Here is a 20,491-nt window from a genome sequence, read left to right on the forward strand (position 1 = left end):
GGCTTATTCCTCGACGAAGGCTTCTTCGCGTTTGGCCTTGATGGAGGGCAGCAGCACGATGCCCAGCAGCAGCGCCGCCGCGACCAGCAGGCCCGCCGACAGCGGCCGCGTGACGAACACGCTCCATGTGCCGCGCGAAAGCAGCAACGCGCGCCGCAGGTTTTCTTCCATCATCGGCCCGAGGATGAAGCCCAGCAGCAACGGCGCGGGCTCGGTCCTGAGCTTGATGAACAGGTAGCCGATGAAGCCGAAGATCGCGACCATCCAGACGTCGAAGGTGTTGTTGTTGGTCGAGTACACGCCAATCGCGCAGAACAGCACGATGGCGGGAAACAGGAACTTGTAGGGCACCGTCAAGAGCTTGATCCACATGCCGATGAGCGGCAGGTTCAGCACGATCAGCATCGCGTTGCCGATCCACATCGAGGCGATCAGGCCCCAGAACAGCTCGGGGTTGCTGGTCATCACTTGCGGGCCGGGCTGGATGTTGTGGATGGTCATCGCACCCACCATCAGCGCCATCACGGCATTCGGCGGAATGCCCAGGGTCAGCAGCGGAATGAAGGAAGTCTGCGCGCCGGCGTTGTTGGCCGACTCGGGCGATGCCACGCCGCGGATGTTGCCCTTGCCGAAGGCGACTTCGCCGGGGCTCATCTTGATCTTCTTCTCGAGCGCGTAGGCCGCGAAGGCCGCCAGCAGTGCGCCGCCGCCGGGCAGGATGCCGAGCGCCGAACCCAATGCCGTGCCGCGCAGCACCGCGGGCGTCATGCGCTTGAAGTCTTCCTTGGTGGGCCACAGGCCCTTCACCTTGTGCGTGAACACTTCGCGCTCGTCGTCGGGCTGAGAGAGGTTGCCGATGATTTCGCCATAGCCGAACACGCCCATGGCAATCACCACAAAGCCGATGCCGTCCGTGAGCTCGGGAATGTCGAAGCTGAAGCGCGCCACGCCCGAATTGACGTCGGTACCGACGATGCCCAGCAGCAGGCCCAGCACGATCATGGCGACCGCCTTGAGCAGCGAACCGGAGGCGAGCACCACGGCGCCGATCAGGCCCAGGGTCATCAGCGAGAAGTATTCAGCCGGGCCGAACTTGAAGGCCAGTTCGGTGAGCGGCGGCGCGAACGCAGCCAGGATGAGCGTGCCCACGCAGCCGGCAAAGAACGAGCCCAGGCCCGCCGCGGCAAGCGCGGGGCCTGCGCGGCCCTGCCTTGCCATCTGGTAGCCGTCGATACAGGTGACCACCGAGGACGATTCCCCGGGCAGGTTCACCAGGATTGCGGTGGTCGAGCCGCCGTATTGCGCACCGTAGTAAATGCCGGCCAGCATGATCAGTGCCGACACAGGCGGCAGTGCATACGTTGCAGGCAGCAGCATTGCGATGGTGGCAACGGGGCCAATGCCCGGCAGCACGCCGATCAGCGTGCCCAGGATGCAGCCGACCAGGCAGTACAGCAGGTTGGTAAAAGTGAAGGCGACGCCGAAGCCGGTCGCCAGGTTGTGGAACAGTTCCATGGCGGTGTGCTCCTCAACCCGAAATGAAAGTAGGCCAGACCTGGATCTGGAGCTTCAGCGCCCAGATGAAGGCCACGTAGCTGCCGGCAGCGAGGATGGTGGACAGCACCAGCACGTCGCGCAGCTTGAAATGTTCGCCGGCCATGCTCGAGATGATGGTGAGCGCGTAGATCGCAACGATCATTCCCATGGCGGGCAGTCCGATGCTGGGCAGCCCGCCCAGCAGCACACCGAATGCCAGGTTGGCACCCAGCACAAAAGCCAGCGGCTTCCACGCCCATTTGCCAATCGGGTCTCCGCTGGCGGTTTCGACCACCAGTGCCTGGAACATGATTCCGGCGCCGAGCACGGCCAGCAGAATGCCCAGCATCAGCGGGAAGTAACCGGGGCCCATGCGGGCACCGTCGCCGATGGTGTAGGTGGTGGCGCCGATGGCGAAGGCACCCCCCACGGCTGTGAACATGACTCCTGAAAAGAAGTCAGCCTGACTCTTTATACGCATTGTCTCGACCCTCTTGATTGGACCGGTGAGGGTCGTCGCCCGCGGCTGACTGTTGGCTGACCGACGCGGTAAGGACAAATGCGTACAAGGGTTCTACCGGGCCTGCGCAAAAAGGTCGGCGCAGAAACGAAAAAAGCTCCCGAAGGAGCTTTTTTATTTGAGAGCGAGGTCTCGGGGGGAGGGCTTAGTAGCCGCCGCGACCACCGCCGCCGCCGCCGTAGCCACCGCCACCACCGCTGCGGCCACCGCCGCCGCCGTAGCCGCCGCCACCACCACCGCCGTAACCACCACCGCCGCCGCCGCCGTAGCCGCCGCCACCACCGGTACGGGGGGGACGAGCTTCCATCGGACGTGCTTCGTTCACGGTCAGGGCGCGGCCCTGGAGCGAATGGCCGTTCATGGCTTCAACGGCTGCCAGCGCTTCAGCGTCGGTGCCCATTTCCACGAAACCGAAGCCCTTGGAGCGGCCGGTGTCGCGTTCCATCATGACCTTGGCGCTGACGATCGAGCCGAACTCGCCGAAAGCCTGTTCCAGGTCGTTGTCACGCACAGAGTAGGCGAGGTTGCCTACGTAGAGTTTCTTGCCCATTGAGGGACTCCTAATTCAAACCAACAAGACAAAGCGATGGAGTCCCAGAATCACAACAAACAAATGCGCTGTGGCGCGAAACTGACCGATCACCGAATTACGTGCACGGGAGACAAGCTCACAGACACGTAGGCACGATTATCAATGCGAACTGGAAAAAGGGTGACGAAATTCGCTCTTATTACGAAACATCACGCTTTGGCGGGCGGTTTCGCAACGGTTGCAGAAGGCCGGAGAGCCCGTTGTGGTCTATTTCATGCATCAAATGGAGCAGACGGCCGATTTCACCTGCGGGAAAACCCTCGCGTGCGAACCAATTCAGATAATTGCCGGGTAAATCGGCAATCAACGTACCCTTGTGTTTGCCGAAGGGCATTTCGAGCGTGACGAGCCGCTGCAGGTCTTCGGGTTTCATGAGGTTCAGCCCCCGGCGCGCTTGACGACGTGGCCTTGCTTCGCGAGGACCGCAATCACCAGTTCGCGGTGGTCGCCCTGGATTTCGATGGTGCCGTCCTTCACCGTGCCGCCCGTGCCGCAGGCTGTCTTGAGCTGCTTGCCCATGGCAGCGAGTGCCGCCGCATCGAGCGCCAGGCCCTTGATCACCGTGACGCCCTTGCCTTTGCGGCCCTTGGTCTCGTGCGATACACGCACAATGCCGTCAGTGGCCGGAACGCGCGCCTTGAGTTCCTTGCAGCGGCACTGCGCGATTGGCGCGCGGCACTCGGGGCACATGCGGCCACCGGCTTCGGTGGAATACACCAGGGCGGTGGACTGATTGCTCTTCATCGTCATTCGGTCGATCTCGTCTTCTTCAACGCTTCCGTTTTCACTGTTCCCGTTTCATCTTTCCGTGTCTTCTCACATGCCATTCGACTCACTGGGCCTGGCCCCCGCGCTCGTGCAGGCTGCCGCCGAAAGCGGCTATGCCGCGCCGACCGCCATCCAGGCCGCGGCCATTCCCGCCATTTTGCAAGGCCGCGACGTGCGGGGTTCGGCGCAGACCGGCTCGGGCAAGACCGCCGCATTTTCGCTGCCGCTGCTGCAGCGCCTGGCGGCCGAGCGCGCCACATCGCCGCGCCGCGTGCGCGCGCTGGTGCTCGTGCCCACGCGTGAACTCGCCGCACAGGTAGGCGAAATCATGCGCAGCCTGGCGCAGCACCTGCCCGAGCGGCTCAAGATTGCCATTGCCTTCGGCGGCGTGTCGATCAACCCGCAGATGATGAGCCTGCGCGGCGGCGCCGACATCGTGGTGGCCACGCCAGGGCGGCTGCTCGACCTGGTGGAGCACAACGCGCTGAAGCTCAATATGGTTTCCATGCTTGTGCTCGACGAGGCCGACCGGCTGTTCGACCTCGGCTTTGCCGAAGAGCTGGGCCGCATCCTCGCGCTGCTGCCGGCACAGCGCCAGAACCTGCTGTTCTCGGCCACCTTCCCGCCCGCCATCCAGGCACTGGCCGACAGCGCGCTGCGCGACCCGGCGGTGATCGACGTGCAGGGCGAGCCCGGCACCGAGCCCGCCATCGTGCAGCGCGTGATCGAGGTCGACGCCAACCGCCGCACGCAGCTGCTTCGCCACCTGCTGAAAGAGAACGAGTGGGACCGGGTGCTGGTCTTCGTCGCCACGCAGCATGCGGCCCAGACCGTGGCCGAGAAGCTCTACAAGAACGGTGTGTATGCCGTGCCATTCCATGGCGACATCGCACAGGGCACGCGCACCGGCATCCTCGCGCAGTTCAAGGAGAGCCGCTGGGACGTGGTGATTGCCACCGACCTGGCCGCACGCGGCATCGACATTGCGCAGCTCCCGGTGGTGATCAACTACGACCTCCCGCGCTCGCCCACCGACTACATCCATCGCATCGGACGCACGGGCCGCGCGGGTGAAAGCGGGCTCGCCATCAGCTTTGTGAGCGCGGCCACCGAGGCGCACTTTCGCCTGATCGAAAAACGCCAGGGCCTGCATTTGCCGCGCGAGCGCATCGAAGGCTTCGAGCCGACTGAAGCCCCCGTGCCGATGGTCGATGCCTCGGGCACCGGCGGCATCAAGGGCAAGCGGCCGAGCAAGAAGGACAAGCTGCGTGCCGCAAACGCACTGGCCGCGGCGCGGCAGGGTGAAAGCGAGCAGAACGACTGAAGTCCGGGGCCTAAAGCCAGCCCATCTGCCGCGCGGCCAACTCCTTCATGATCTCTTCGGCGCCGCCGCCGATCATCATCACCTTCACTTCGCGGTAGATGCGTTCACTGACGGTGCCGCGCATGAAACCCATGCCGCCCAGGATCTGCACGGCCTGGTCGGCGCAGAACTGCATGGTCTGCGTCGCGTGGTTCTTGAGCATGCAAACTTTCGCAACCCACTTGGGCGCGTTGAAGCGGCCCGCGGCCTCGTGCGCATCGCCTTCTGCCGACACAGCCTCGAGCCACGCCTCGGTGGACGCGATGCGCATCTGCATGTCGACCAGCTTGTGGCGCACCGCCTGGTGTTCGATGAGCGCGGCGCCGAAGGTCTTGCGCTCCTGCGACCACGCCAGCGCTTCGTCCAGGCAGGCTTGTGCAAACCCGAGGGCGCCCGCTGCCAGGCCGATGCGTTCGCCGTTGAAGTTGCCCATGATCATGCGAAAGCCCGCGCCTTCGCTGCCGAGCAGATAGCGTGCGGGCACGCGCACGTTGTCGAAGTGAAGCTGCGCGGTGTCCGAGCACAGCCAGCCCATCTTCGCGAGGCGAGTGCGCGTAAGTCCGGGTGAATCGCCGGGCACCAGCAGCATCGAGACGCCGCGGGCGCCGCGCTCTTCGCCGGTGCGCACCGCCACCGTGATCCAGTCGGCCCGCATGCCCGACGTGATGAAGGTCTTTTCGCCGTTCACCACGTAGTGCTCGCCGTCGCAGCGTGCCGTGGTGCGCAGCCCCGCCACGTCGGAGCCGCCGCCAGGTTCGGTGATGGCGAGCGCGGCGATTTTCTCGCCGCGAAGCACCGGCGGCACGACCTCGTCGCACACCGCATCGCTCGCATGCAGCACCACCGGCGGCAGGCCGATGTTGTGCGAGAACAGGCTTGCGAGCACGCCACCGCTCTTGCCGTGGCGCGCGAGCGCAATCCATGCCGGCAGCCTGAGCGCATAAGAAGCCGGCGTGCCGCCCAGCGCTTCCGGGTAGCCAAGGCCCAGCAAGCCCAGTTCTGCCGCGCGTGCATACAGCGCAAGGGGAAACTCGCCCGCGTCTTCCCATTCCTGGACGTTCGGCGCGATCTCGCTTTCAGCAAAGCGCCTCACCGTGTCGGCAAGGGCGGCCCGGTCGGCCTGCAGTTCGGCATCCATGTCGGTGTTCAGCCGCGCGGCGGCCGCTTGGCGATGCCCATCGTCTTCGCGAGGATGCCGAGCATCACCTCGTCCGCGCCGCCCCCGATCGAGCCCAGGCGGCCGTCACGGTAAAGGCGCGAGACCCGGTTCTCGAGCGTAAAGCCCATGCCGCCCCAGAACTGCAGGCAGGTGTCGGCCACCTGCCGCGTGAGCCGGCCGGTCTTGAGCTTGGCCATCGAGGCGAGTTCGAGCACGTCCTGGCCCTGCACATGCAGGTCGCAGGCGCGGTAGGTGAGGGCGCGCAGCGCCTCCACTTCGGTCTTGAGTTCGGCCAGCTTGAACTGCACCCATTGCTGGTCGGCCAGCGTGGCGCCGAACATCTTGCGCTCCTGCGCCCATTCGATGGTCTGCGCAATGCAGTCTTCCATCGGTTCGAGCGAGCTTGCGGCGGCCCAAAGCCGCTCTTCCTGGAACTGCTGCATCTGGTAGACGAAGCCCTGGCCTTCTTCGCCGATGCGGTAGCGCTGCGGCACGCGCACGTTGTCGAAGTAGATGAGCCCCGTGTCGCTCGAGTGCATGCCGATCTTGCGGATCTTCTTTGCCTTCTCGATGCCGGGGCTGTTCATCGGCACCATCACCAGCGACTTGTTGCGATGAGGGCTGTAGCCTGCTGCACTTTGCCCGTCGCTGGTATTGACCAGCATGCACATCCAGTCGGCCTGCAGGCTGTTGGTGATCCACATCTTCTGGCCGCTGATGAGGTAGTCGCCGCCGTCCTTGCGCGCATGGCTCTTGAGGCCCGCCACGTCGCTGCCGGCGCCGGGCTCGCTCACGCCGATGCAGCCGACCATGTCGCCCGCGATGGCGGGCGCCAGGAACTCGCGCCGCAGTTCGTCGCTGCCGAAGCGCGCGAGCGCGGGCGTGCACATGTCGGTCTGCACGCCAATCGCCATCGGCACGCCGCCGCAGTTCACGTGCCCCAGCGCCTCGGCCATGGCCATCGCATACGAATAGTCGAGCCCCGCGCCGCCGAAGGCTTCGGGCTTGTTCAGGCCCAGCATGCCGAGGTTGCCGAGCTTCTTGAAGACCTCGTGCGCGGGAAAGATCTCGGCTTCTTCCCATTCGTCGACATGCGGATTGATCTCTTCGTCGATGAAGCGGCGCAACGTCTTCTGTATTTCGAGATGCTCGTGGGTGTACTGCATGCGGTTGTCTCCAATCAGTCGTTCGGTTCGTCGGCGTTCTTGAAAACACGCGGCGTCTGCGCCCGGTGAAAACCGTCGTAGGGCCGTACCGCCACGCGTTGCTGCGCCTCTTTGTCGGGCAGCGCCATCGGCCAGCCCATGCGCACCTGCGGCCGCGCGCCGTCCACGCGCAGCACGCTGCCGCTGATGAAGCTTGCCGCCGGGCTCAGCAGGAAGGCGATGGCGGCGGAGGTCTCGGCCTCGTTGCCGAAGCGGCCCGCGGGCACCGTGCTGCGCATCGCGCGCAGCGTGTCGCCTGCCTCGGGCGGGTAGTGGTCCATGCCGCTCGATGCGATGTAGCCCGGTGCCACCGCGTTCACGCGCACGCCGTTCGAGGCCCATTCGAGCGCGGCGGTCTCGGTGAAGCTCACCATGCCGGCGCGCGCGGCGCCGCTGTGGCCCATGTTGGGCATCGAGCCCCACATGTCGGCCACGATGTTGACGATGGCGCCGCCGTGCGCCTGCATGCTCTGCAGAAAGCATTCGCGCGCCACGAGAAAGCCGCCCGTGAGGTTGGTGTGGATCACCGCCTCCCAGCCGTTGGCCGAGATGGCCGCGAGCGGCGTGATGTACTGGCCGCCCGCATTGTTGACGAGGCCGTCGATGCGCCCATGCGTGGCCACGATGGCGGCTACCGCGCTGCGCACGGCGTCTTCCTGCCGGATGTCGAACGGTTGCGTGCTGGCCTTGCCGCCGTCATCGGTGATTTCGGCCCGCACCGACTGGAGCTTCTCTGCATTGCGGCCGACCAGCACCACCTGAGCGCCGAGCGAAGCGAGTTCGTGCGCCGTGCAGCGGCCGATGCCGGAGCCGCCGCCGGTCACGACGATCACCTGGCCGGCAAAGACGCCGGGCGAAAAAACGGAGCGGTATCGGGAGAGCGAGTTCATCGGACGGCTTTCAACAAATATCTGCGCAGAACCAGCGTCGTCAGGCATCGGCGATTTCCGCCACCACCTGGCGGGCGGCCACCTGTGCGCCAACCGCCACATGCAGCGCGGCCAGGCGGCCGGCGCGCGGCGCACAGTGCACATGTTCCATCTTCATGGCCTCTAGCGTGACGATCGGCTGACCGGCCGCCACCGCATCGCCTTCCGCAGCCAGCAGCGCAATGACGCGGCCGTTCATGGAAGCGCGCAGCAACCCGTCCGCGGCAGCGGCATCTTCTCGCGCGATCGCAACGTGGGTGAGGTTGTCCAGCTGAAACGGCCGGCCGCCATAGTGAAGGAAAAGGCGGTTGTCCGATTGGCGCACCGCCACCGCCTGTTCGGCCAGGCCATTGCAGGAGAAGCGCACCTGGCCTTCGCCCGGCAGCGCAAGCAGCTCCATGCGCACGGGCGGCTGGTCGGCAATGGCAATGTCGAACCGGCCCGCGCCCAGCGGCTGCACGCGCGCTGCGCAGGTCGCCCCATCGAGCGCAAAGCGCAATGCGTTCGGTAGCCGATGGGCGAGCGGCGACGGCCAGCCGTACTCTCCGAGTTGGAGCAACAGCGCAGCGAGCAACGTGGCGCGCGCTTCGGCCGCGTCGTCGGGTGCGAGCAAGCCATCGAGCTGTTCGGCGATGAATGCGGTGGTCGCCGCACCGCTTTCGAAAACCGGATGCGCCAGTGCGCGCTGCAGCAGTTGCTGGTTCGTGGCAACGCCCAGCGCCACCGTGTCTTGCAGGCCCGCCAGCAGCCGTTGCCGGGCTTCGTCGCGCGTGCGGCCGTGTGCCACGAGCTTGGCAATCATCGAGTCGTAGAACGGCGGCACCGGTGCGCCGTCGCGCAGCGCATGTTCGGTGCGCAAAGTTGGCGAAGGCCGCCACGCGGCGAGCGTGCCGCTTTGCGGCAGAAAGCCCTGCCGCGGATCTTCGGCGCACAGGCGCACTTCGATCGCGTGGCCGCTCATGCGCACATCCTGTTGCGTCAATGGCAGCGGCTCGCCGGCCGCGATGCGCAACTGCAGCTCGACCAGGTCGAGCCCTGTCACGGCCTCGCTCACCGGATGCTCCACCTGCAGCCGCGTGTTCATTTCCATGAACCAGTAGCGCCCCTCGGCATCCAGCAAGAACTCCAGCGTGCCCGCACCTTCGTAGCCGATGGCCTTTGCGGCGGCGACGGCCGTGGTGCCCATGCGTTGGCGCAACGCTGCGGAAACGGCCGGCGAGGGCGATTCCTCGATCAGCTTCTGGTGCCGCCGTTGCACCGAGCAGTCGCGTTCGCCCAGGTGAATGGCGTTGCCGTGCCGGTCGGCGAGCACCTGGATCTCGATGTGGCGCGGCGCCAGGATGGCGCGTTCCAGGATCACGGCCGCATCGCCGAAGGCATTGAGCGCTTCCGATTGTGCGCTCTGCAGCAGTTCGGCAAAGGCTGCGGCCGTCGGCACCAGGCGCATGCCGCGTCCGCCGCCTCCGGCCGTTGCCTTGATCATCACGGGCCAGCCGATGCGCGCGGCTTCGGCGGCGAGCGTGGACTGGCTCTGGTCTTCACCCTGGTAGCCCAGAATGCACCGCACGCCGGCTGCCTGCATCAGACGCTTCGCGCCGGCCTTGTCGCCCATCGCGCGGATGGCTTCGGACGAGGGGCCGATGAAGACAAGGCCCGCATCGCGGCAGGCCTGCGCGAACCCGGCGTTCTCGGCCAGGAAGCCGTAGCCCGGATGAACCGCTTGCGCGCCGCTTGCAAGCGCGGCATCGACGATGGCAGCAATGTTCAGGTAGCTTTGCGCGGGCAGCGATTCGCCAATCCACACAGACTGGTCGGCCTGGCGCACATGCTCTGCACCGGCGTCGGCGGTCGAATACACGGCCACCGTGCGGCAGCCCATGGCGCGCGCGGTGCGCATCACGCGGGCCGCGATCTCGCCGCGGTTGGCTACCAGGATCTTGCCGAAACTCATGGCCGCGCCACCGAGAACTGCATGGGCTGCGGCATGCGGGCATCCGCATCGCGGCAGACGGAGAGCACTTCGGCCAGCACTGCCCGTGTGTCGCGCGGATCGATCACGCCGTCGTCGAGCAGCAGCGCGCTGGTGGTGAACACGCTCATCTGCCGATCGAAGCGCTCGACGATCTGCCGCTGCATCGCATCTATCTTTTCACGATCGACCGAACCCTTCCTGGCCATGCCCGCTTCCATCACGATGGCCATGGTTTGCGCCGCCTGCTCGCCGCCCATGACGGCGGTGCGCGCGTTGGGCCACGAAAAGCAGAAGCGCGGCCCAAAGCCGCGGCCGCACATGCCGTAGTTGCCCGCGCCGTAGGAGGCGCCGCAATGCAGGGTGATCTGCGGCACCGTGGCGCTGGTCACTGCCTGGATCATCTTGGCGCCGTGCTTGATGATGCCGGCCTCCTCGTGCGCGCGGCCCACCATGTAGCCGGTGATGTTCTGCAGGTAGACGATGGGCGTGCGCGACTGGCAGCAGGCCTGGATGAAATGCGTGGCCTTGTTGGCGCCGTCCGAGTCGATGGGCCCGTTGTTGGTGATAACGCCCACGGCGTGGCCTTCGAGCCGCATATGGCCGCATACGGTGGCACTGCCGTAGTGCTCGCTGAACTCCAGAAACTCCGAGCCGTCGGCAATGCGCGCAATCACCTCGCGCATGTCGACCGGCCGCCGCCCGTCGCCGGGCATGATGCCGAGCAGTTCGTCGGCCTCGTAGAGCGGCGGCGCAAATTTGCGCGGGGCTTCGTCGCGGGTCCAGTCGATGCCGCCCAGGATGGATCGCGCGATGCGAATGGCGTCGCGGTCGTCTTCCGCCAGGTAGTCGCCCAACCCCGAGATGTGCGTGTGCATCACGGCGCCGCCCAGTTCTTCTTCGGTGGCAATTTCGCCGGTAGCCGCCTTGAGCAGCGGCGGGCCGGCCAGGAACGCGCGGGTGCGGTCCCGCACCATCACGATGTAGTCGGAAAGCCCGGTCTGGTAGGCGCCGCCCGCGGTCGAGGAGCCGTGCGTCACGGTCACCACCGGAAGCCCAGCGGCCGAGAGCCGCGCCAGATTGCGGAAGATGCCGCCGCCGCGTACGAAGTCCTGCACGCGGTATTGCATGAGATTGGCGCCCGCGCTTTCCACCAACTGAACGTAGGGCAGCTTGTTTTCGAGCGCGATCTCCTGCATGCGCAGCTGCTTGTCCAGGCCCATCGGCTGCAGCGCACCGGCGTCGATGCCGGAGTCGGACGCGCTCACCATGCAGCGCACGCCGGCGACACGGCCGATTCCCGCGATCAACCCGCCGCCAGGCACGCTCTTGCCGAGGTCCTGGTTGTCGTGCCCGAGTCCGGCAAGAGATGCGAGCGGCAAGAACGGCGCGCCGGTGTCGAGCAGCAGCGCCAGGCGCTCGCGCGGCAGCAGTTGCCCGCGCCTGGCAAAGCGCTCGGCCGATGCATTCGACGCCGCCGCCGAGCGGGCCTCGTGCGACCGCACCTCGGCAAGCAGCGCGAGCATGCCGGCCCGATGGGCCTGGAAGGACTCGCTGGCCGCGTGCAGCCGGGACTCGATGACGGGCATGAGGAAAGAGTGAGTGCAGATTGCTATCGATGTGCACTCACTCTAGGACGCCCATGCGCGTCCGGCTTGCGCCAATTAGCTGGTGCGTACCCGCCGCGGAGCAACCGGGGCGTCCAGGCTGGTGCCCGTGATCACCCAGTAGATGAAGATCAGCACCGCGCCGGCGGTGCCGAACACCGTCAGCCCCATGTAGCTGCCACCAATGGCCAGGGCGTCGGTCGGGGCGGCCGCAATGCAGATCATGTTGGCGGCGCTCATGCCCACGTAGTGCATGGTGCACACCGCCACGCCCATTACCGCAGCAGCGGCAATCTTGTGGCTCAGCCGGCGCAGGTTGAAGGCCAGCCACAGGGCCGCGCCCGCGGCGGTGATGGCAATGACCACCGAGAGCCCGACGATGTTGAGATCGAAATCCATCGAAGCGCGCATGTTCATTGCAAACATGCCCATGTAGTGCATGACGCAAACGCCCAGGCCCGCCAGCAGGCTGCCGGCCAGCCAGCCGGGCTTGCTGAATTTGCTCCGCCCGCCCGCCAGGTAGAGCGCAATGCCGGAAATGAGGATGGCCGCCACCAGGGACACGACGGTCAGCGGCACGTTGTACGAAATGCCGACCGGCAGCCGGTAGGCCAGCATGCCGATGAAATGCATCGACCAGATGCCGATGCCGCCTAGCGCCACCGCAGCGCAAGCCACCACCGCCAAGTTGGGTTTGCCGTCCGCACCGACCATGCGCCCCGCGCAGATCAGCGCCACAAGGGAACCCGCGAACGAAATGAGAAACGAGAGAGCTACCAGGCCGAGCGAATACTCGGGCGACAGCAACTGGCCAACGACGAGGGGGGTCATGCGTTTGTTCTCCTGGAAAAAGAACGACTCGCCGCCGTGGATCGGATGTAGAAAGGGTTGTAACGAGTCGTTCGCCGACCAGTCTGTAATAGTTGTTTTTAAAAGTAAACAGAATTCGCTGCGGTTTTGTTTACCTTCTCACACCTCACCGCCGCGGCCGAATCCGGTAGATCGCATTGTTCAGGTCGGCCGCAACGTAGATGCTCCCGTCGCTGCCCACGGCCACGCCTGTCACCACGTAGGGTGGGGGCAAGCCGGGCCCCGGGGCCAAGCCGATCGGCAGGTTTTCCGCCACGGTGCGGCGCGAGCCGTTGGCAGGGTCGATTTCGACCAGCCGGCGCGCCGCGCTTTCGGCCACGATGAAGCTTCCCCATGGCGTTTGCGCCAAACCTTCGGGCAGTGCCAGGCCCTCCGTAATTGCACGAAGCGGCGCGCTCGCGTCGAGCGGGATGCGGGTCAGCTTGCCGGCCGCCTCCGTCACGTAAAGAGCGCCGTCCTGGCCGATGATCATTTGCACGGGGCCGCTCAGGCCGCTAGCGAGCACTTGCTTGTCTGCAAACTTGGCGCCCCGGGCGCGCGTGATGCTGCCAGTGGCAATCTCGGCATAGATCACGCTGCCGTCGGCCATGGGGAGGGCGTCGAAAGGCGCCTTCAGCCCGTGGATGGTCTCGACGGTTCGCAGGGTCTGGCGGTCGACCAGTTGCACCGTGCCGGTGAACCACGAGGTCAGCGCAAACAGGTGGCCCGAGAGCCCGACGGCGAACGGATAGTCGAGATCCGGATCGCGCTGCATGCGGAAAACGTCGCGCACTTCGCCGGTGCGCACATCCACCTGGCGAAAGCCGAACACATCGGCCACCCAGAGCGTGTGGCCCTCGATCTTGAGGCCCGCAGGCGCCGCGAGCTTGCCGCTGGTGAGTGTGCGCAGCGCACCGGTGGCCGGGTTGAAGGCCTGCACCTCGTTGTTGGCCATGTTCGAGATGTAGATGGTGCCGTCGGGCGTGTCGCGTGCAATGGCCAGGTTGTCGAGCGATGGGCGCAACTGCTTCGCAACGGTCTTGCGGCCGGTGGCCAGGTCCACGCGCACCAGCTCGCCGCTGCGCGCATCGACCACCCAGAGGTTGCCCTTGCCGTCCAGATTGGCCGCGGCGGGAATCTTGAAGCCGTCGGCAATCACGGTCATCTGGCCGTTGGCCGGATCGATCTTCACGACCTGGCCCTTGAACCACAGCGGCCCGTAGAGCATGCCGTCGGGGCCGACCTCGAAGCCGTTGAAACCGCCCATGTCCTTCTTGATGAGCCGCGGCGGCTTCTGGCCTTCGCGGTCGATCTCCCAGAGCGCATCGCCAAGGAACACCTGCGAGGCATAGAGCTTGTTGTTGCGGCGGTCGAAGTCGAGTGAGTTGAGGCCGGGCAGGTCCTTGGCGAGCACGCGCATCGGAGCGCCGTCGTTCTCGCGGTAGCGCAACATGCCCATGAGGTAGTTGGTCCACGCCAGCTCGCCCTTGGGGCCGACCGCAATGTCGTCGGCCTGGCCCTCGGGGGCTCCGATCAGCACCTTGGCCGCGCCGGTGGTGCGGTCTACCTCCCAGAGGGTGTTGCCGAGCACGGAGCCGGCAAGCAGCCGGCCCTTCTGGTCGATGGCCAGGCCGTGCACTCCCGAGAAGGAGGACGGCGGCACCAGCGCCTCGGGCGCAGCCCATGACGCGGGCCGGGTGGTGGGCGGCGGTGCGACAACGGTGCTGCAGGCGCCCAGCAGGGCGAGCGTGGCGGTCAGCGCGGCGGCAGCGCGCAACAGGCGACGGGGCATGCCTTCTCCTTCTTGTGGTTGCGCGCGCAGTCTAGAAGGACGAGGGGGATGCGGCGCAGTCTCAACTGCGACATGTGCCGCTACATGTGTCAAGACATGCGGACTTTCTTCCGCTGTGGATTACCCGCGCAGCAGCTGCGTCGCCGTGTGGATCAACAGTCCCACCAGCCCACCCACCAGCGTGCCGTTGATGCGGATGAACTGCAGGTCGCGGCCGATGTTGCGCTCGAGCTCCACGGTCATTTCGTCCGCATTCCAGTCGGCGACGCGCTCCTCGATGTAGCGGCGGATGTCCTCGCGGTAGCGTTCGATGGCCCGCGGCGCGGCGGCCTCGATCTGCTCGTTGATCCACTGGCGGATGGCGTCGTCGGCCTGCAGGCGCGCGCCCAGCGCGCCGGCCATCGAGGCGATGCGGCGGCGGATCGTCGAATCGCGCCGGCCGAGGTCGTCATGCAGCCACGCCAGCAGCTCGCCCCACAGCCCGTGCAGGTAGTCGCCGAGCGCGGGGTGGGCCATGAGCTCGGCGCGGATCTGCTCGCCGCGCTGCTGGAACTCGGGGTCGAGCTTCAGCCGCACCACGAAGTCGTCGACAAAGTGGTCGAAGCGCTTGCGCATCGGGTGGCCCGGCTCGGCCGCCAGTTCGGCAATGGTGCGCGCCACGGCCGCGACGATCTTGCGCATGGCGAGCTTGGCCGCCACCTGGTCGAGCCCCACGTAGCGCAGCGTTTTGATCTCGCGCGCAATGGCTTCGGTGATGTGCGCCTGAACCTCTTCGCCTTCGAGCAGGCCGGCCACCTGCTGCAGCACATCGTCGAGCAGGGCCTGGTGGCGCCCGCCCGCGGTGAGTGCGTCCAGCGCCTGGCCGGTCAGGCGCGAGAGGTCGATCTTCTCCAGGCCCGCGGCCGCGGCACGGCCGATGAAGGCGCGAACCCGCTCGTCGTCGAATGCCGAGAGACCGTAGCGCGCGGCGGCCACGCCCCATTCGCCCAACTTCTCGCCGCTGGCGGGGCGCGCCAGCCAGTCGGCAATGCGGCCGGCCGCGTCGAACGCCCGCAGCTTGGCGAGCACCTGCTCGGTGCCGAGAAAGTTGTTGCAGATGAAGCCGGCCAGCTTGGCGCCGATGCGGTCCTTGTTGCTGGGGATGATGGCCGTGTGCGGAATCGGCAAACCCAGCGGGTGGCGGAACAGTGCCACCACCGCGAACCAGTCGGCAATGGCGCCGACCATCGCGGCCTCTGCAAAGGCGGCCACGTAGCCCCAGGCCGCGTGCTCGTCGTGCAGCGCGCTGGCCAGCGCGTACAGCAGCGCCGCGGCGCACAGCAGGCCCAGCGCGACGCGCTTCATGCGTTGCAGCGCGCCGCTGCCGTGGTGGTCTTCAGCCAATGGTCGGCGTGGCCGCGAGGCGTTCCATGAACAGTTCGCAGCGCGCCAGCTGCTCCAGGCTCACGAACTCGTCGGGCTGGTGCGCCTGGTTGATGCTGCCGGGGCCGCACACCACGGTGGGGATGCCGGCGTTCTTGAAAAGGCCCGCTTCGGTGCCGAAGGCCACCAGCGTGGTGCGGTCTTCGCCCGCCAGGCGCTGGGCAAGCAGCGTGATGGGGTCGTCCGCCGCGCCAAGGAAACTCGGGATCTCGCAGATGGTCTCGAACTTGAAGCCTGCATCCGGCGCCACCTTCTTCATTGCGGGCTCGATGCTCGCCGCATAGGCCAGCACGTCGGCCTGCATGCGCTTGGCATCGGCCGTGGGAAGGTCGCGGAATTCATAGCGGAACTCGGCATCGCGCGGCACCACGTTGTCGGCAATGCCGCCGTGGAACTGCCCCACGCTCGCGGTGCTGAAAGGCACGTCGAAGCCTTCGTAGCGCGGCTCGCTGCGCTCGAAGCCCTCGGCCATGTCGCGCACCTTGCCGACCACGCGCGCAGCCATCTCGATGGCATTGACCGAGTGCGGCGTGAGCGACGAATGCGCCTCCTTGCCGCGCACGCAGCACTTGTAGCGGTACACGCCCTTGTGTGCGATGGCCGGCACCATGCTGGTGGGCTCGCCCACGATGCAGGCGAGCGGCTTGATGCCTGCGTCGCGCATGTCGGCAATGAGTTCCTTCACGCCGAAGCAGCCGATTTCTTCTTCATAGCTGAACGCGAAGTGCACCGCAAAGGGGGAGTCGCTTTCAAGGAAGCGCTTGGCATTGGACAGGGCGATGCCAATGAAGCTCTTCATGTCCGCCGAGCCGCGGCCGTAGAGGCGCTCGTTCTGCACCACGGCGGAGAGCGGGTCGACGCTCCATTCCTGCCCGTCCCAGGGCACGGTGTCGGTGTGGCCCGAAACGATGACGCCGGCCGGCTTGCCTTCACCGAGCGTGGCAAACAGGTTGGCCTTGGTGCGCTCGGCGTTGTAGGTGATGCGGCTTTTGACGCCCAGCGATGCCAGGTGGCTCTGGGCGAGATCGATCAGTTCGAGGTTGCTGTTTGCGCTGACGGTGTTCATGCGCACGAGCGCCTGGGCCAGGGCGAGGCTTTGAGGGGAAAGCGTATGGAGCATGCAACAGATTGTCCAAGAAGTCGGCGCCGCGCGCCGCGGTTGCCGGTGCTGTCATGCCAAGCGGTTACCCTGCGCCTCTTTTGGATGGAGAAAAAGACGATGCGCACCCTTCAGCTGGCTCTCTCTGCAACCGCAGCCCTCTGTCTTGCCGCCTGCGGTACCACCGGCCCCGCCGGCTCGTCCGGAAAGCTGCTGACGCTCGACGGCCAGCCGCCCTTGGTCATTGCGCACCGCGGCGCCTCCGGGTACCTGCCCGAGCAGACGCTCGAAGCCTATGCGCGCGCCGTCGAACTGGGCGCCGACGTGATCGAGATGGACCTGGTCTCCACCAAGGACGGCGTGCTCATCGCCCGCCACGACCCCAACCTGGCCATCAGCACCGACGTGGCCAGGCACCCGCGCTTTGCCTCTCGCAAGAAGACCATCAAGGTCGATGGCGAAACCCAGACCGGCTGGTTCAGCAACGACTTCACGCTGGCCGAAATCAAGACGCTGGGCGGCATTTCGACCGATGCCGAGCGGCTGCAGGACTTCAACGGCAAGTTCAAGATCGTCACCTTCCAGGAGATCATCGACTTTGCCAAGGCCAAGTCGAAGGAAACGGGCCGCACCATCGCGATCTACCCCGAGACCAAGAACCCGACCTACTTCCGCGACCTGGGCCTGCCGATGGAAGACAAGGTCGTTGCCGCCATCAATGCTGCCGGCTGGAACAGCAAGACCGCGCCCATCTACGTGCAGTCGTTCGAGCCCGGCAGCCTCAAGTACATGAAGAGCAAGGGCCTGAACACCCGGCTCATCCAGCTGATCGATGGCGACGGCATCGACATGAAGACCGGTGCCATGACCTACGCCGTGCCGGTCGACCGTCCCTACGAATGGACCAAGGCGGGCGACAAGCGCAACTTCGACGTGATGGTGACGCCCGCAGGCCTGGCCGAAATCAAGACCTACGCCGACGGCATCGGCCCGTGGAAGCGCTATATCGTGAGCATCAAGGGCACCATCGGCGCCGACGGCAAGCCGGTGGACGTCAACAAGGACGGCAAGATCAACGACGCCGACGCCACCTCGGTGTCCCCCACCACGCTGATCGCCGACGCTCACAAGGCCGGCCTGTTCGTGCACCCGTTCACCTTCCGCAACGAGTCGCGCCGCCTGGCTGCCGATTACGGCAACAGCGGCAAGAACGAGTACGCCATCTACTACAAGCTCGGCGTGGATGGCGTTTTCACCGACTTCACCGACACCGCGCTGGCCGCGCGCACCGAGTATCTGAAGAGCCTCGGCCGCTGAGGGTTTGCCCGGCACGGTCTTTGCGGCGCTTTGCGCAAAGTCTAGACTGTGCCCCATGAAACTCATCGATTCGCTTGTCACGCAGGCGGCCGGCATTGCCGCCGTGCGGCGTGACCTCCACGCCCATCCCGAACTCTGCTTCGAAGAAGTCCGCACCGCCGATGTGGTGGCAGGCAAGCTCACGGAATGGGGCATTCCCATTCACCGCGGCCTGGGCACCACCGGCGTGGTGGGCATTGTCAAGAACGGCACCAGCAGCCGCGCCGTCGGCCTTCGCGCCGACATGGACGCACTGCCCGTGACCGAGCTCAACACCTTCGCGCACGCCAGCAAGCACCACGGCAAGATGCACGCCTGCGGGCACGACGGCCACACCGCCATGCTGCTGGCCGCGGCGCAGCACCTGGCCAAGAACCGCAATTTCGACGGCACGGTGTACCTGATCTTCCAGCCGGCCGAAGAGGGCGGCGGCGGCGCGCGCGAAATGATCAAGGAAGGGCTCTTCGAGCAGTTCCCCATGGACGCCGTGTTCGGCATGCACAACTGGCCCGGCATGAAGGCCGGACAGTTCGCGGTGAGCCCGGGCCCGGTCATGGCGTCGGGCAACAAGTTCTATGTGAACGTGATCGGCAAGGGCGGCCATGCCGCATTGCCGCAGACCGGCATCGACCCGGTGCCGATCGCCTGCGAGATCGTGCAGGCGTTCCAGACCATTCTCACGCGCAAGATGAAGCCGACCGATTCGGCCGTGATCTCGGTCACCACCATCCACGCGGGTGAAACCAACAACGTGATTCCCGACAACTGCGAGCTCACGGGCACCGTGCGCACCTTCTCCATCGAGGTGCTCGACATGATCGAGGCGCGCATGAAGAAGATTGCCGAGAACATCTGCGCTGCGCACGACGCCACCTGCGACTTCCGCTTCGAACGCTACTACCCGCCCACGGTCAACACCGAGGCCGAGGCCGACTTTGCGCGCCGCGTGATGGGCGGCATCGTGGGTGCCGAGAACGTGCTGCGGCAAGAGCCCGCCATGACCTCGGAAGACTTCGCCTTCATGCTGCAGGCCAAGCCGGGCGCCTATGCCTTCATCGGCAACGGCGACGGTTCGCACCGCGACGTGCACCACGGCGAAGGGCCGTGCACGCTGCACAACGCGAGCTACGACTTCAACGACGACCTCATTCCCCTGGGCGCCACCTGCTGGGTGCAATTGGCCGAGCAGTTCCTGAAGCCCGAAGGAACCGCATCTTGATCGGCATCGGCGAGGCGTTTTCGCCGCGCTATGCGCAAGCGCGCCAGAAGTTCCTGCAGGCCTGCGTGAGCGCGGGCCTCACCGTCGAGCCGCATGCGCATCCCGGCAAAGGGCAGGGCGGCGAAGAGCTTTCGATGGACGTGGCGCTCGACGGCGATGCCAGCGCCGAGCGCCTGCTGATCGTTTCCAGCGCCTGCCACGGCGTGGAAGGCCATTGCGGCAGCGGCGTGCAGGTGTTTGCGCTGCACGATGCCGAGTGGCGCGAAAAGGCAAAGGCGCAGGGTGTTGCGGTGCTGTACGTGCATGCGCTCAACCCGCACGGCTTTTCATACGGCCGGCGCGTGACACAGGAAAACGTCGACCTGAACCGCAACTTTCTCGATTTCTCGAAGCCGTTGCCGGCCAACAAGGCCTACGCCGAACTGCATCCGCTGCTGTTGCCCGACGCCTGGCCGCCCACGCCCGAGAACCAGGCCGCGGTCGATCGATGGATCGAAAAGCACGGCGTGGCTGCTTTCCAGGCGGCTGTCACCGGCGGGCAATACCAGTTCGACGACGGGCTGTTTTTTGGCGGCAAGGCGCAAACCTGGAGCAACAAGGCACTGCGCAATGTGCTGCGCCGCCATGCGGCCGGCACGCGCCGGCTGGGCTGGATCGACCTTCACACCGGACTCGGGCCGAACGGCATCGGCGAACGCATCTTCGCGGGGCGGGACGACAAGGCGGCCTACGCCAGGGCCAATGCCTGGTGGGGTGCGCCAGGGGCGCCGGTGACGTCGATCTACGACGGCTCGTCCACCTCGGCGCTGCTGAGCGGCCTCGTCAGCGAAGCGGTGTACCAGGAATGTCCGCAGGCCGAGTACACCGGCATTGCGCTCGAATACGGCACGCTGCCCATGCTGGACGTTCTGGGCGCCCTGCGCGCCGATCACTGGCTGCACAAGCACCCCGAAGCGCCGGCCGACCTGGCCGACGGCATTCGTGCGCGGATGCGCGATGCCTTCTATACCGACACCGATGCCTGGCGCGGGCAGATCGTCAGCCAGGCGCGCCAGGCCATGTTCCAGGCGGTGGACGGCCTGAGCAGCTAAGGAAAAGCAGGGGCG

General features: G+C 66.2%; 18 protein-coding genes. 4 read left to right on the forward strand and 14 right to left on the reverse strand.

The window, feature by feature from the left end; translation table 11 throughout:
• Nucleotides 1-3: 3 nt before the first annotated feature.
• From QHG62_RS02400 to QHG62_RS02420, 5 genes are all read right to left on the reverse strand, one after another.
• Nucleotides 4-1,515 (reverse strand): tripartite tricarboxylate transporter permease, encoded by a 1,512-nt coding sequence (locus tag QHG62_RS02400; protein WP_281149234.1) that lies wholly within the window; start codon nt 1,513-1,515, stop codon nt 4-6.
• 13 nt (nt 1,516-1,528) lie between these two features.
• Nucleotides 1,529-2,017, reverse strand: coding sequence for a tripartite tricarboxylate transporter TctB family protein (locus tag QHG62_RS02405; RefSeq protein ID WP_281149235.1), 489 nt, complete (start codon nt 2,015-2,017; stop codon nt 1,529-1,531).
• 184 nt (nt 2,018-2,201) lie between these two features.
• Nucleotides 2,202-2,606, reverse strand: coding sequence for an RNA recognition motif domain-containing protein (locus tag QHG62_RS02410; RefSeq protein ID WP_281149236.1), 405 nt, complete (start codon nt 2,604-2,606; stop codon nt 2,202-2,204).
• Nucleotides 2,607-2,787: 181 nt separating this feature from the next.
• Nucleotides 2,788-3,021, reverse strand: a complete 234-nt coding sequence (locus QHG62_RS02415; RefSeq protein WP_281149237.1) for a DUF3820 family protein — start codon at nt 3,019-3,021, stop codon at nt 2,788-2,790.
• A gap of 5 nt (nt 3,022-3,026) precedes the next feature.
• Nucleotides 3,027-3,392, reverse strand: a complete 366-nt coding sequence (locus QHG62_RS02420) for a translation initiation factor Sui1 (RefSeq protein ID WP_281151473.1) — start codon at nt 3,390-3,392, stop codon at nt 3,027-3,029.
• A gap of 76 nt (nt 3,393-3,468) precedes the next feature.
• Here QHG62_RS02420 and QHG62_RS02425 point away from each other — a divergent pair, with 76 nt between their 5' ends.
• Nucleotides 3,469-4,740, forward strand: coding sequence for a DEAD/DEAH box helicase (locus tag QHG62_RS02425; protein ID WP_281149238.1), 1,272 nt, complete (start codon nt 3,469-3,471; stop codon nt 4,738-4,740).
• Between the two features lie 10 nt (nt 4,741-4,750).
• Here the strand turns inward: QHG62_RS02425 and QHG62_RS02430 are convergent, their stop codons facing one another.
• The 9 genes from QHG62_RS02430 to argE form a co-directional block, all read right to left on the reverse strand.
• Nucleotides 4,751-5,917 (reverse strand): acyl-CoA dehydrogenase family protein, encoded by a 1,167-nt coding sequence (locus QHG62_RS02430; RefSeq protein WP_281149239.1) that lies wholly within the window; start codon nt 5,915-5,917, stop codon nt 4,751-4,753.
• Between the two features lie 8 nt (nt 5,918-5,925).
• Nucleotides 5,926-7,104: an acyl-CoA dehydrogenase family protein gene (locus tag QHG62_RS02435; protein WP_281149240.1), complete on the reverse strand. Its 1,179-nt coding sequence runs from the start codon at nt 7,102-7,104 to the stop codon at nt 5,926-5,928.
• Nucleotides 7,105-7,118: 14 nt separating this feature from the next.
• Entirely contained in the window at nt 7,119-8,033 is a 915-nt protein-coding gene (locus tag QHG62_RS02440; RefSeq protein WP_281149241.1) for an SDR family oxidoreductase, read from the reverse strand.
• Nucleotides 8,034-8,073: 40 nt separating this feature from the next.
• A complete protein-coding gene (locus tag QHG62_RS02445) occupies nt 8,074-10,023 on the reverse strand; it encodes an acetyl/propionyl/methylcrotonyl-CoA carboxylase subunit alpha (RefSeq protein ID WP_281149242.1) in 1,950 nt (649 codons plus the stop codon).
• The gene (locus QHG62_RS02450; RefSeq protein ID WP_281149243.1) at nt 10,020-11,630 is read right to left on the reverse strand and encodes an acyl-CoA carboxylase subunit beta; all 1,611 of its coding nucleotides are present in this window, start codon (nt 11,628-11,630) and stop codon (nt 10,020-10,022) included. Before QHG62_RS02450 ends, QHG62_RS02445 begins: the two co-directional genes overlap by 4 nt.
• Before the next feature lie 75 nt (nt 11,631-11,705).
• Nucleotides 11,706-12,479: an MHYT domain-containing protein gene (locus QHG62_RS02455; RefSeq protein WP_281149244.1), complete on the reverse strand. Its 774-nt coding sequence runs from the start codon at nt 12,477-12,479 to the stop codon at nt 11,706-11,708.
• Nucleotides 12,480-12,624: 145 nt separating this feature from the next.
• Complete coding sequence (locus QHG62_RS02460; protein WP_281149245.1) at nt 12,625-14,289, reverse strand: hypothetical protein; 1,665 nt, start codon at nt 14,287-14,289, stop codon at nt 12,625-12,627.
• A 120-nt stretch (nt 14,290-14,409) separates the two neighbouring features.
• Nucleotides 14,410-15,672, reverse strand: a complete 1,263-nt coding sequence (locus QHG62_RS02465) for a DUF445 domain-containing protein (protein ID WP_281149246.1) — start codon at nt 15,670-15,672, stop codon at nt 14,410-14,412.
• Entirely contained in the window at nt 15,665-16,831 is a 1,167-nt protein-coding gene (gene argE / locus QHG62_RS02470; protein WP_281149247.1) for an acetylornithine deacetylase, read from the reverse strand. Before argE ends, QHG62_RS02465 begins: the two co-directional genes overlap by 8 nt.
• A 99-nt stretch (nt 16,832-16,930) precedes the next feature.
• Between argE and QHG62_RS02475 the strand changes: the two genes are divergently transcribed.
• The 3 genes from QHG62_RS02475 to QHG62_RS02485 are packed head-to-tail and all read left to right on the forward strand — an operon-like array spanning nt 16,931 to nt 20,476.
• On the forward strand, nt 16,931-18,127 hold the full coding sequence (locus tag QHG62_RS02475) for a glycerophosphodiester phosphodiesterase (protein WP_281149248.1): 1,197 nt from the start codon (nt 16,931-16,933) through the stop codon (nt 18,125-18,127).
• Nucleotides 18,128-18,182: 55 nt separating this feature from the next.
• Entirely contained in the window at nt 18,183-19,385 is a 1,203-nt protein-coding gene (locus tag QHG62_RS02480) for a M20 aminoacylase family protein (protein WP_281149249.1), read from the forward strand.
• On the forward strand, nt 19,382-20,476 hold the full coding sequence (locus QHG62_RS02485; RefSeq protein ID WP_281149250.1) for a M14 family metallopeptidase: 1,095 nt from the start codon (nt 19,382-19,384) through the stop codon (nt 20,474-20,476). The genes QHG62_RS02480 and QHG62_RS02485 overlap by 4 nt, the downstream gene beginning before the upstream one ends.
• Nucleotides 20,477-20,491: the final 15 nt, after the last annotated feature.

The organism is Variovorax paradoxus, assembly GCF_029919115.1.
In the GTDB taxonomy this organism is placed as follows: domain Bacteria; phylum Pseudomonadota; class Gammaproteobacteria; order Burkholderiales; family Burkholderiaceae_C; genus Variovorax; species Variovorax paradoxus_O.